Origin of the sequence: Anaerococcus sp. mt242, from assembly GCF_016798225.1 — a bacterium.
Taxonomy (GTDB): domain Bacteria; phylum Bacillota; class Clostridia; order Tissierellales; family Peptoniphilaceae; genus Anaerococcus.
In genome coordinates this window covers 1-12,994 of sequence record NZ_JAEUYX010000030.1, presented here as the reverse complement: position 1 = coordinate 12,994, position 12,994 = coordinate 1, and the positions used below count along the sequence as shown (strand labels likewise).

The window sequence follows — 12,994 nt, the reverse complement described above, 5'->3', positions numbered from 1 at the left end:
ACAGATATAAATCTATGCCTGATGTTAAGTCCAACTTTTTGGGGTCACCTTAAATTAGCTTTGGGAGATTTTTTACATAAAAAATCAGACAAGCATAAACTTGTCTGATAAAACTAAATTAGTTTAATTCTGCAGAATTTTCCCATAGTCCATGGATGTTACAATAGCTTAGTGCGTAGATTGTACCTTTTTTGTCTGCTTTTATATATCCTGTTGCACATGGGATTGTGAATAGATCTTCTTCTCCATGAGCTGTAAATTCAGATGAAGCAATTTCAACTGGGAATTGAGATCCTTCAGCTTTGAAGAAAACTTTAATCCATGCAATGTGGTGTTCTAAAGTATTTGGGTGCTCGATTTCACTACCAACTGCTGCTCTGATTCTTACTTTGCCATTTTCAACGCTTTCGAAATCAATTTCTGGAACGTGTTTTTCGCTTGCCCAATCACCAGTTTGTACTGTTTCTGTTAATTTACTCATATGTACCTCCAAATTTTTTTGATAAAACATTATCTATAACAAATATATCAAGAATTTGAAATAAAATCAATGATTAAAAGTCCAAATCCTCGATATTTTTATTAAATTGTTCACCAGTCTCCATATTTTTGATAGATACTTCATTTTTGGAAGCTTCTTCTTCACCAATTATGACAGCATACTTAGCATTTACCTTATCTGCATAATTAATTTTCTTCTTAAATTTACCATCTTCTAAGAATATATCTGCTTTTTTGCCTTGTCCTTTAAGCTTGTGTAGGACATCTATAGCATAAAAATGATATTCTTTATTCATTGGTAGGATTAGATAATCAATCTTTGATGATTTTTCTTCTTCAACCAAACCAAGTTCTTGGAGTTGGTAAAATAATCTTGTAAGCCCAATAGACATTCCTACACCTGGCAAGTTTTGTTTGGTAAAGTTGCTAGCAAGATTTTCATATCTACCACCAGAGCAAACTGATCCAATTGATTCGTAACCATTTATAAATGTTTCATAAACTGTGGATGTGTAATAATCAAGGCCACGTGTGATAGAAAGGTCAATTTTGATATTTTTATCATCAATACCAAACTTAACCATATATTCATAAACGGTTTTTAATTCTTCTAGGCCTTCTTTAAATAAATCTTTATCAGCAAACTCTACTAAGTTTTCTAAAATTTCAGTATTTTTATTATCTGCATTTATAAATTCTAGAGTTTTATCTGCCTTTTTTTCTCCAATTATTTCTGTTAGAAGACTTTTTGTTTTATCTATGCCAATCTTATCTTTTTTATCAATAGTCCTTAAAACTTCAGTGCTATCCTCGATTTCAAGAGATTTGAAAAATCCATTTAATAATTTTCTATTATTTATATGAAAGATAATATTTGGAAAATTTATTCTATTAAAGGCTTCAAAGATAACTCTAGCAAGCAATGCATCATTATAAATAGAAAGATCATTATGACCTATAATATCAATATCTGCTTGATAAAATTCTTTATATCTACCTTTTTGGTTACGCTCACCACGGTACACTTTGCCAATTTGATAGCGTTTAAAAGGGAATTTTAGATCTGATAAATGTTCTGAAACATATCTTGCAAGTGGAACTGTAAGATCAAAACGTAAGCTCATATCTTTTGAATCACTTGCTATTTCAAAAATTTGCTTTTCAGTTTCCCCTCCACCTTTTGCAAATAAAATTTCATTTTTTTCTATTACAGGTGTGTCGATTGCTGAAAATCCAAAGTCTTTAAATGTATCTTCTATTGTATTTTTCATCCTGTCAAAAACTGCCTGCTCGTCAGGAAGTAACTCCATAACTCCTGCAATTGTTGAAGGTTTAATAATATCCATCTATTCTCTCCTAAGCTTTTTTACAATTATAACATAAATGATTATTAGACTAAAGTCGAGCTTTTTTCTCTATTAAAAAGTCCTATTACAAATAAAAATATAAAGGGTACTAGCCATGGAAAACCATAATCATAAAGTGGCAACCAGGCTATTAGTTTTTCAAAATTTGAACCCAGATCTGGATTTAACATTGAAATGTACATGCTAAGACTTTGTATTAAGGAAATTGTTCCAGTTAATCCCAATATAATTTTACGATAAGATTTACTTAAATTATAATTTAGCAGATTTAGTATAATCATCACCAAAACTATGGGATAAATAAAGGTTAAAAGGGGCATTGTTAAGTTAATTATCCCATCCACTCCAACCATTGACAGGATAATTGAAATTATTATTACAATAATAGCGGTTGTATTGTAGGAAATCTTGTCATCAAAAATTTTAGTAAACATATCTGAAATTGAACTTGTAAGGCCAACAGATGTTGTAAAACACGCTAAAACTATAATAGCTGCCAAAATATATTTTCCAAATGATCCTAAAATTGATCTAGCAAGGATGATTAAAAGTTGAACACGCGAATTAATATCAGTGTAAGACTGTGTACTTGTTGCTCCTAAATATGTAAGGGATAGGTAAACTAAAACTAATCCTGTCGCAGCAACTAAAATTACTTGAACCGTTTTTCTTCTAATATCATTTTCATAACCTTTTTCTATCAAAGACTTAATCACAATTGGTGCAAAAACAATTGAAGCCAAGGCATCCATAGTGTTATAGCCTTCAACAACTGATTTTGTAAATGTATGTACCTTTGTCATTGAACTTATGGATGGATTTCCAATTGGATTGACAATTCCAGAAATGATCATAAAAAATAAAACAACTAGTAAAAGTGGTGTTAAATATTTTCCTATTAAATCAATTAATTTATTGTCTGTCAGTATAAATATTAAAGTAAGACCAAAAAATAAAATGATAAATAAATTATAGGAAATATTTATTCCAGAAGCTATCATAACTTCCCCACTAGTAGCAGCCGTACGCGGTATTGCACCTAGTGGACCAATTACAACTGAAATAATTAATAAAACAAGATTTCCTAATTTTTCTCCACCAACTTTTGTAAATTCTTTGATATCCCCATTTTTCTTAGCCATAGAATAAACAGCAACAGAAGCAAGTCCAACACCAGTTAATATAAACCCAATACTTGCAACAAGCCAATTTGACCCATAAGTTCTACCTAAAAAAGGTGGAAAAATTAAATTTCCTGCTCCAAAAAATAAAGAAAATAATGCAAATCCTATAAATAAAATATCCAAAATAAAACTCCTATAATTATAAAACTATTTATAATTATACTTTTATTTTTATAATTATCTATTAATTGGAAAATAAAATAGATCCAGTATCTAAAAGTTTTGAGTTAGTAGGATACAAAAGCTTGATCCCAGACTTATTAGCTTCATTTCTTATAATATCAAAGCTATTAAGCTTTTCAATATTACCATTAAAAATCAAAGTATCATCAAAAAATCCACAAGTCCCACCTAAAAATCCATTATCAAAGCCATCAAGAGGAATATTTTCCTCCTTTAACAAAACAATATCGATTTTATCTTTCAAAGCCTTAAAAATCCCATAATCAGAAGTCAATACTTTATCCCCCATGGGTACAAGAGAACACCTAGTATATCCTTGTTTTATAAGATAATGTTTGATATTTTTATTTTTTAAATAAGTAGATATATTTTTTTCCGTAAATTCGTTGTGAATATAAAAATCAGTCCCCTTGTAAATATTGTAAAGAGAATCATAAGGATACTTAGTCTCCACATTCTCACCAGCAATGAGATTTATATTAGTAAGCTTTTCCTGATAATAAACAAATACAGACTTATCAATAACCATATTTTCACCATCGAGATTAAAAATAGACAAATCAGGATGGTCAGCAATCCTAGGATCAAGATTGGGATTATCGATTGTTTCTATAAAGTCAAAGTTATTTTTTTGTAAAAAATTTTTAAATTCATTTGTAGATTTGTGACTGATAATAAACATAAAACTCCTCAATAAAAAAACTCTCATTATTCAAAATGAGAGTTGAAATTTGGAGGCGCCACCCAGATTTGAACTGGGGGTAAAGGTGTTGCAGACCTCTGCCTTACCACTTGGCTATGGCGCCATAAAAAAGCCCGTCCGGCTAGATGAGGACCCTCCATGGAATGGTCGTGCAAAGCACGAAAGCCCATTTACCTAGTTAAGGACTATCTTCTTTTAAAAACAAAAACAACCAAGAAACGAGCAATTATTCTAGTAAAAGAACAATTAACGCCACCTGGTATTTTCGATTAAATTGATATTCTACTTTTAATAAAATATCGAGCGCCATTTGGCGCAAATTGGAGCGGATGACGAGATTCGAACTCGCGACCCTCGCCTTGGCAAGGCGATGCTCTACCACTGAGCCACATCCGCATGTACTGCTACATTATACATCTAAAATTTTATTTTGTAAAGTTTTTTTTATTTTTTCTTAATTTAAATTTGATGTTTACCTAAAATTGAATACTTACTTATTCTAAGCTTTTTAATTCATTTTGTCAAATTTTAAGTTTGCAATTTACACTAATTATTATACAATATATTAGATAAATATTATAAACGAATTGAGGATAATATGTTTAAATTTGAACATGTTAAATATAAAGACATCATCGACATTGATAATTTAAATATCAATCTCGGTGAGGTTACTTGTATTATAGGTCCCAGTGGATCAGGTAAGTCTACATGTCTTAGACTTATAAATAAATTAATCTCTCCAACAACAGGCATCATCAGTCTAAATGGAGAAAATATAGCTAATATAAATTCTGTTGAATATAGGAGAAAAGTTCCTATGCTTTCTCAAAGTCCTGTAAGCTTTCCAGGAAACATTCGTGATAATCTTCTAATGGGAAGAAAATTTCAAGGAAAAAATGAAGTAAGCGATAGTGATCTTCAAAATGCCTTGGATAAAGTTAGCCTTGATGAACCCCTTGATAAAAATATCGAAAATTTATCTGGTGGTGAGCAACAAAGAGTTTCTATTGCCCGTCTTATGCTTTTAGATTCTGATATTTTCTTATTAGATGAACCTTCTTCTGCTCTTGATGATATCACAGAAGATTTTGTTATAAAATCGATGGTTAATATGGCTAAATCTCAAAATAAAACTATTATTTATGTTACACACTCAAACTCTATGGCTGAAAAATATAGCGACAGAGTTATAAAAATTGTAGATGGGAGAGTTAATAATGGATAATTCTGTAATAAATTTGAGCAATAGCCAAATGCTTTTAACTTACGTTTTTGTAATACTTGCCATGATTATTACTTCTTTTCACGGACTAAATCGAAATAAAGAATTTATAATCGGTACTGTTAGAATGACCGTACAGCTATTTATAGCTGGTTTTGTTTTAGTTTATATTTTTGACAGCTCATCTATTATTTTATCAACACTGATGATTCTTTTAATGGAGTTTTTTGCAATCTTTAATATTGTTTCATCAAAAAAAGGGCAATTATCAAAAGGCTTAATCGGAGCTATAGTTATTGCCCAACTAATAGGTACAATTTTTACCCTAGTTTTTTTCCTACTAATTGTAGTAAGACCAGATCCTATTTATGACCCACAATATCTAATACCACTTGGGGGAATGATTATAGGAAACTCAATGACTGGTATAAATCTTGCACTAAATCAAATGCTAAAATCAATTGAAAATAAAAGAGTAAATATAGAAGGAGCATTGATGCTTGGAGCCTCTCCTCGCATGGCTATGGATAAGATTATCCAAGATACTTTTGATACGGCTATCACTCCAAGTTTAAATGGAATAAAAAATATGGGGATTATTACCCTACCCGGTATGATGACCGGTCAAATCTTAGGTGGTGTATCTCCCCTAATCGCCATCAGATACCAAATTGCAATTATGACTGCAATTTTAAGTTCTGTAACTATTTGCGTATTCTTCTTCTTACGTTTTGGTTATAAAAGATTCTTTAACGACCAATGCCAATTACTTGTAAAAGAAAACTAAAACACAAAAGAGCACCTAAGGGTGCTCTTTTTATGTAAGTCATAGGGTTGCGAAATTCTTTGTCCTTACATTATTTATATATCCGAATTAAACACTTAATAAGTAAAATTATGGTAAAAATAATATAAAACTTATGTAAAAAAATCGCCCAATTGTGAGCGATTTTTTTATTAGTCCAGTTCCAAAGCACCGGTATATAATTGATAGTATGTGCCACGTTTTTCCATTAACTGGTCGTGGTTACCTCTTTCTATAATCCTACCTTGCTCCATAACCATGATTACATCAGCATTTTGAATTGTAGAAAGTCTGTGGGCAATGACTATAGAAGTTGATCCTTCCATTAGTTTATCCATAGCTTTTGTAACTTTAGTTTCAGTTGTAGTATCAATTGAGCTTGTAGCTTCATCTAAAATAAGCATTGGAGGATTTGCAACCGCTGCTCTAGATATAGATATTAATTGATTTTGTCCATCTGAAAGTGAGGATCCATCTCCATTAATTTCTGTTTCATATCCTTCAGGAAGTCTATTGATAAATCCATTTGCTCCAGCTCGTTTTGCGGCATCTAGGATCTCTCCTTGACTTGCATCTAATTTTCCATATCTAATATTTTCATTAACATTTTCTGTAAATAAATTTACATCTTGAAGCACCATGCCAAATGCTTTTCTTAGATGGTCTTTTTTAATATTTCTTGTATCAATGCCATCAATTTTTATTGAACCTTCATCGATTTCATAAAATCTAGTTATTACATTTGTAATGGTTGTTTTACCAGCTCCAGTTGAACCTACAAAGGCGATTTTTTCACCTGGATTTGCATAAAATGTTACATCTTTTAAGATTTTATCTTTGCCATTGTAAGAAAAATCTACATGTTCAAAGTCAATTCTACCCTCAAGTTGTTTATAAACTCTCTTGCCATCTTCAAGCCATGTCCAAGAATAGCATCTGTCTCCCGTACACTCAATAGCATTGCCATTTTCATCTATGCGAGCATTTATAAGTTCGATATAACCAGTATCTTCTTCTATTGGCATATCGATTATTTCAAATATACGGCTAGCTCCAGCCATAGCAGAAAACACTGCATTTGCTTGTTGGGATATATTTGAAATAGGTGCTTGAAGTTGTCTAGCCGTTGTTAAAAATGTTGCTAAAATACCAACTGTTATATTACCATTGATTGTTAGCACAACTCCAATTACCGCAAGAATAGCATACATAATATTTATTGAGTTTACTAAAAATGGCATCATTTTTCCGGCATTTACCATAGCTTCTGCCATAGATGATCTTAGATTTTCTGATTTTTGATCAAATTCATTAATTATGTCATTTTCTTTATTAAAGACTTTTATAACTTTTTGACCAGATAGCATTTCTTCATCAAAACCATGAAGTATTGATACATTTTTTTGTGATTCTTTAAATAATCTTCCAGTCTTGCTGACAATATTTTTTAAAACTAAGACCATAATAACCAGCCCCACAAACATTACAAGAGTAAGGATTGGACAAAGGCTAATCATAACCACAACTGTACCGATAATCATCAAAGTTGATCTGATAAGAGTTGGTAATGTTGATGATAGTGACTGAGAAAGTGTGTCAGTATCATTTGTAAATCTACTCATTATTTGACCGTGTTGGTTTGTGTCAAAAAAGTTTATAGGCATCTTTTGAATCTTGATAAATAAATCATTTCTAAGATTTCTAATTGATCTTTGACCTATACGGATCATTAGTCTGTTGTAAATAAATGTTGTTACTACTGAAATTAAGTAAATAATAGCCATTTTTATTACGCCAGCTCTTAGTCCATTTATATCAGCTTTTAAAATGCTATTATCTATGATTGGTTGCATCATAGAAATACCCCAAACTTGGGTAACTGCTGATAGTATTACACATATGAAGACTACTACTAATTGCCATTTGTGATCAAATAAATAGTCAAAAAGTTTTTTTAGGGAAGCCCAGTCAAAACCTTGAGATTTTTTGTCAGTAGACATTTTAAATTCTTTTGTTTTGTTTTCTAAATTTTCTTTACTCATCTTCCCCTCCTTTTTGTTGTATATCATAAGTCATCCTATAAATTTCATTTCTTTGATAAAGCTCATCAGCAGTACCAATATCAGATATTTGGCCATTGTCCATGATTACAATCCTATCTGCATGGTCAAATGATGAAAGTCTTTGAGAAATGATAATTTGTGTCATATCCTCATCTAGTTTATTAAATCCTTCTAGAAGATTTGCTTCTGTTTTGGTATCAACTGCACTTGTTGAGTTATCAAGGATTAATATTTTTGGCTTTTTAAGTAGTGATCTTGCTATGGTTAATCTTTGTTTTTGTCCACCCGATACTCCTGTACCACTTTGACCAAGCTCTGATTCGTATCCATCATTTCTTTCGTTGATAAATTCATCTGCTTGGGCGATTTTTGCCATTGCTACTACTTCTTCAAAACTAGCATCTGGATCTCCCCATTTTAAGTTGTCGATAATTGTTCCTGAAAATAGGGTATTTTTTTGTAAAACTATGGTTACGGCATCTCTTAAAGTTTTTAGATCATAATCTTTTATATCATGACCTCCGACTTTTAAATTACCATCTGTAATATCATAAAGTCTTGGAATTAACTGAACAAGGGTTGATTTTGCTGAACCAGTTGGCCCTAGGATACCTATTACCTCTCCAGATTTAATGTGTAAGTTCACATTTTTTAATTGGTAAGCATCAGAATCTTCTTCGTATTTAAAGCTTACATTATCAAAATCAATAGAACCATCTTCTAATGCAAGGCCTTCCACTTTGTCGCTATTATCCATAGAAATTTCTCTGGTTAATACTTCTTTTACACGGGTTACTGATGGTGATGCTGCCATTAACATGGTGATTACCATTGATAAACCAATTAGGGAACCTAATAGCATCATGGCATACATATTAAATGAAACAAGGTCTCCTACTCCAAGTCTTCCATTTATAATTTCAATCCCACCAAACCAAGTTAAGGCAACAAAAGCTGCATATAAAATTGCATTGGCTGTTGGGAAAACATAAGAAATGGATCCTTCTGAGCTATCAGCTAGTTTAAACATTTCTTCATTTGCCCCAGCAAATTTTTCTATTTCATATTTTTTTCTAACAAAGGCTTTTACAACCCTCATATTACTTAAGTTTTCTTCAATAACCAGGTTTAATTTATCGTATTGCTTACGAGTTTGCCTAAATTTTGGTATAGCTCTTGATGTGATACTTAATAAAATAAGTACTAAAATAGGCATTAATATTAAGAATATAATAGATAATTTTGAGCTAGTATTAAAGGCAAGTATAAAGGAAACTATCGCCATGACTACTGTTTTTATAACAAATCTTGTAGTCATAAAAGTTGATTGAGATAGGGACTGCATATCTGTTGTTAACCTTGTTAAAAGTGATGGCACACCGAAATATTCAAAATCCTCAAAGGCAAATTCTTGAACTTTTCTAAATTGTGCCTTTCTAACATTATTAGAAAGACCAGTAGATGTAAGACCTGCATTTTTTGAAGCTTTTGTACCTGTAAACATAGATAGCAGGGATAAAACTATAATTATAAGACCATATTTTAAAGCCTGTCTTGGATCTTTTTGATAAATTACTTCATTTAAAATAATCCCCATTACAGCAGGAATTAAAAGTTCAAAAATAGTTTCTAGTACTGTCATCAGCATAGAAATTAATCTATTTTTCTTATACTGGTTTAAATATTGCTTAAGATAGGAATAAGCATCATTAAACTCTTTTAAACTATTCATATTACCTCCTCATTTATATTTTTTTCTAAAGTTACGATTAATTGATTTAGATTTTCTTTTATCGATTGTATGCTTTCTTCTCCCAAGTCGTCATAAATTTTTTGGTTGGATAAGGATAAGGCTTCATTTATCTTTCTTACTTCATCTTCTCCTTTTTTTGTTAAAACCAAAGTTTTTATTCTTTTATCAGATGTAGACCCTTGCATTGTAATAAGGTCATTTTCTTTTAGATTTAAGATTTTACTATTTACGGTTTGCTTGGGTATTTGGAGCTTATTTACCAAATCTTTTTGGGTTAAATTATCTATCTTATCTATATGAAATAAGATAATGCTTTCAAGATTATTCAGACCAAAACTCTCTACCCTTTGTTTATTTAGGCCATTAAGCTTTCTAAGTAGGGAAAATATATTGAATATTTCGCATGTTTTTTCGTCCAATTTGAGACCTCCTTATAAATACTAATATAGTATAGTCTATAAACGGACTTTGTCAAGTGAATTTTTGCAAATAAATTGTATAATATTATGGTTAAAAGGAGTAAAAATGATTGAATACTTAGAAAAACAAAATGTTGATCAAAATCTTATAAAACAAGTTGAAATATATAGAGAAAAAAATGGATTGTTCGATGATCCTAGAGTTAGCGAACCCGAATTTAAATACTATGGTAAGGAAGTACTAGAGCAAGCTATTTCTGCAATACTAGCTGGTAAAAATATTTTGCTAACAGGTGCAAAAGCTACAGGTAAAAACGTACTTTCATCAAATCTAGCATATTTATTTGCCAGACCTTCTTGGAATGTTTCTTTTCACGTAAATACGGACTTCAATTCCCTCATTGGATCTGATACCTTTAAGGATGGAGAAGTTGTATTTAGAAAAGGACCTATCTATGAAGCAGCTACAAAGGGTGGCTTTGCAGTACTTGATGAGATAAATATGGCAAAAAACGAAGCAATTTCTGTTTTACATGCAACCCTTGATCATAGAAGAATTATTGACCTTCCGGGTTACGAAAAAATAAATCTAGATCCAAACACCAGATTTATTGCAACCATGAACTACGGATATGTGGGCACTCGTGAGGTAAACGAAGCCCTTGCTTCAAGGTTTATGATTATAAATATGCCAAATATTACACGCGAGAACCTAGATCAATTGCTCATGGATACTTTCCCAAAACTCAAAGAAAAATATAGAAATGCATTTTTGGATATGTTTATCTCCCTTCAATTTAAAAGTGAAAACAATGAAATATCTACCAAATCTGTTGACCTTCGCGGATTGATTTCTGCAATTGAAACTATGGAAGTGGGATTAAATCCATTTGATGCAATTCTTATGGGACTTGCTAATAAATCTTTCGATGAATTTGAAAGACAAATAGTAATTGATACTATAAAAACAAAAGTACCACCAAGCATAGAAGAGAGTGTATTTAATGACTGAATCTCTTGATAAGGTCCGAGAATATAATATTATTTGGGATTTTGCAAAAAACTATAGATTTACACCTAATAAGTCCTATCCAATGGATGAACTTTATAAAAATATCATTTTGGGATATACTATCAAAACTTTTGATACAAAAATATTAAACTCTTTTTTTGCTTATCTAAATAAAAAAAATCCTTTCTATGAAGAGTTTAAATTTATAACAAATCTCTTGATAGAAGAAATAGCTTTTAAAGAGCTTAGTAAACAAAACTTAGTCATTGACGATTTGCAAAAAGAATATGCCCGTAAAAAACTACACAGATATAACTTCCACCAGCCTGATAATCTTATAGAGCAAATGGAAAAAGCATATTATGGCAAAGTTTTTAATAAACCTATTGTGGAAGGACCAGTTTTTAGGTCAATTTACGAAGCTGTTTTTAGAATCTATACTACTGATACCAATGTATTAATAGATGAGCTCAATGAAGTCTTTAAAACTTATTTCAATTTTGAAAGAGCAAAAGAAGACGAAGAGCTTTTTGAAAAAATGGTAGAAGAAAATCAGCCAAAAGAGTTTGAATCTGATGATGACAGTCCAAAAGAATATAGCGATGAAAATATAGATGAACAGTTTGGAATTGGTGCAGCGGAATTTACCGGATTAATCTACTATGAAGATAGAAAAGAAGATTTGAACAAAAACTTGATGTTTATGAATTCTTCAAATGATGACTACCACTCTTCTAGCGAATTTATAGAAGATTTTTTTGGAAAACCAATTTTACCCTTAGGTCAGATTGAAAAAATTGAAAAAGAAGTTGCAACTGGCATCCATGCTAACAAAAAACTTTACTTTACCAAGGGAGAATACACACAAAAACCAAATGCAAGATTTTATAAAGAAAATAGGCGCGAGCAATATGAAAGAAATAAACGCTATATAGAAAATAATTTTGCAATCAACCACAGAAATATAAATGAGCTTTCCCTTGCTATAAAAAACTCTTTAGCTACTTTTGAAGATTTTGTAGATGTAAGCAAGGATTACGGGATTATAGATCCTACAAAAGTATGGAGAGCTCCAGTAATACATGATTATGATGTATTTTTAAACCAAGAAAACGATGAGATTACAAAATTTAAGGTGGACTTAATCCTTGATGCATCAGCAAGCCAAATCGAACGCCAACATATTGTGGCCAATCAAGCTTATATTATTTCAAAATCAATGGATGAAGTAGGAATTCCTATTCGTGTAACAAGCTTTTCTACCCTCCGCGATCATACAATTTTTAATGTTTTCCGTGACTATAAGGAAAAGCATAAAAATACCGCAATATATAATTTTTTTGCAGCAGGATCAAACCGCGATGGACTAGCCTTTAAAACACTCCATCATCTCATCGATCCAGACGAAGATACCCGTCATATAGTAATAGTACTTTCAGATGGAAAACCGAATGATGAAAAGGCAAATATAAATACAGTAAAACTTAAAGATAAAGACCAATACACTGGGCAAATTGCAATTGATGACACAGCCTTTGAAATTAGGAATTTAAGAAATGATAATGTTTCAGTCCTTGGAGTTTTCACTGGCGAAGATGAAGATGTAGAAAATGCAAAACTCATCTATAATAGAGATTTTGTAAGAATTACAAATCTAGAAAATTTTAGTAAAATTGTTTCAATTTTTATGAAAAATCAAATATTAAACTAAAAAAGCAGCAGGATTTTTGAGCTGAACCCATAAACACGGAATAACTTAATAATATTTTAAGCGGAATG

Annotated in this window: 11 protein-coding genes and 2 tRNA genes; 4 read left to right on the top strand and 9 right to left on the bottom strand. The window is 31.1% G+C overall.

Translation table 11 applies throughout. The annotated features are described in order from the left end of the window. Positions 1 to 118: 118 nt before the first annotated feature. The 6 genes from JNO63_RS08300 to JNO63_RS08275 all read right to left on the bottom strand — a co-directional run bounded on the left by JNO63_RS08300 (position 119) and on the right by JNO63_RS08275 (position 4,334). Positions 119 to 481: a class II SORL domain-containing protein gene (locus JNO63_RS08300; RefSeq protein WP_203128483.1), complete on the bottom strand. Its 363-nt coding sequence runs from the start codon at positions 479 to 481 to the stop codon at positions 119 to 121. 73 nt (positions 482 to 554) lie between these two features. Continuing rightward, the gene (gene hisS, locus JNO63_RS08295; protein WP_203128482.1) at positions 555 to 1,847 is read right to left on the bottom strand and encodes a histidine--tRNA ligase; all 1,293 of its coding nucleotides are present in this window, start codon (positions 1,845 to 1,847) and stop codon (positions 555 to 557) included. A gap of 44 nt (positions 1,848 to 1,891) precedes the next feature. Continuing rightward, the gene (gene brnQ / locus JNO63_RS08290) at positions 1,892 to 3,175 is read right to left on the bottom strand and encodes a branched-chain amino acid transport system II carrier protein (protein WP_203128481.1); all 1,284 of its coding nucleotides are present in this window, start codon (positions 3,173 to 3,175) and stop codon (positions 1,892 to 1,894) included. 61 nt (positions 3,176 to 3,236) lie between these two features. Beyond that, positions 3,237 to 3,917: a DUF6873 family GME fold protein gene (locus tag JNO63_RS08285; RefSeq protein WP_203128479.1), complete on the bottom strand. Its 681-nt coding sequence runs from the start codon at positions 3,915 to 3,917 to the stop codon at positions 3,237 to 3,239. 50 nt (positions 3,918 to 3,967) lie between these two features. Beyond that, positions 3,968 to 4,041, bottom strand: a tRNA-Cys gene (locus JNO63_RS08280). A 218-nt stretch (positions 4,042 to 4,259) separates the two neighbouring features. After that, a tRNA-Gly gene (locus tag JNO63_RS08275) sits at positions 4,260 to 4,334 on the bottom strand. A 202-nt stretch (positions 4,335 to 4,536) separates the two neighbouring features. On the opposite strand from JNO63_RS08275, the gene JNO63_RS08270 reads away from it, so the two are divergent. Continuing rightward, positions 4,537 to 5,166: an ABC transporter ATP-binding protein gene (locus JNO63_RS08270; protein ID WP_203128477.1), complete on the top strand. Its 630-nt coding sequence runs from the start codon at positions 4,537 to 4,539 to the stop codon at positions 5,164 to 5,166. Further along, positions 5,159 to 5,950: an ABC transporter permease gene (locus JNO63_RS08265; protein ID WP_203128475.1), complete on the top strand. Its 792-nt coding sequence runs from the start codon at positions 5,159 to 5,161 to the stop codon at positions 5,948 to 5,950. The genes JNO63_RS08270 and JNO63_RS08265 overlap by 8 nt, the downstream gene beginning before the upstream one ends. 170 nt (positions 5,951 to 6,120) lie before the next feature. Here the strand turns inward: JNO63_RS08265 and JNO63_RS08260 are convergent, their stop codons facing one another. From JNO63_RS08260 to JNO63_RS08250, 3 genes are read right to left on the bottom strand one after another with little or no spacing between them, the layout of a single operon-like run. Further along, positions 6,121 to 8,010, bottom strand: a complete 1,890-nt coding sequence (locus JNO63_RS08260; protein ID WP_238390507.1) for an ABC transporter ATP-binding protein — start codon at positions 8,008 to 8,010, stop codon at positions 6,121 to 6,123. Further along, complete coding sequence (locus JNO63_RS08255; protein ID WP_203128473.1) at positions 8,003 to 9,763, bottom strand: ABC transporter ATP-binding protein; 1,761 nt, start codon at positions 9,761 to 9,763, stop codon at positions 8,003 to 8,005. The genes JNO63_RS08260 and JNO63_RS08255 overlap by 8 nt, the downstream gene beginning before the upstream one ends. After that, positions 9,760 to 10,203: a MarR family winged helix-turn-helix transcriptional regulator gene (locus tag JNO63_RS08250; protein WP_203128471.1), complete on the bottom strand. Its 444-nt coding sequence runs from the start codon at positions 10,201 to 10,203 to the stop codon at positions 9,760 to 9,762. Before JNO63_RS08250 ends, JNO63_RS08255 begins: the two co-directional genes overlap by 4 nt. A 106-nt stretch (positions 10,204 to 10,309) precedes the next feature. Between JNO63_RS08250 and JNO63_RS08245 the strand changes: the two genes are divergently transcribed. Beyond that, positions 10,310 to 11,215: an AAA family ATPase gene (locus JNO63_RS08245; RefSeq protein WP_203128469.1), complete on the top strand. Its 906-nt coding sequence runs from the start codon at positions 10,310 to 10,312 to the stop codon at positions 11,213 to 11,215. After that, the gene (locus tag JNO63_RS08240) at positions 11,208 to 12,926 is read left to right on the top strand and encodes a hypothetical protein (RefSeq protein WP_203128467.1); all 1,719 of its coding nucleotides are present in this window, start codon (positions 11,208 to 11,210) and stop codon (positions 12,924 to 12,926) included. The genes JNO63_RS08245 and JNO63_RS08240 overlap by 8 nt, the downstream gene beginning before the upstream one ends. Positions 12,927 to 12,994: the final 68 nt, after the last annotated feature.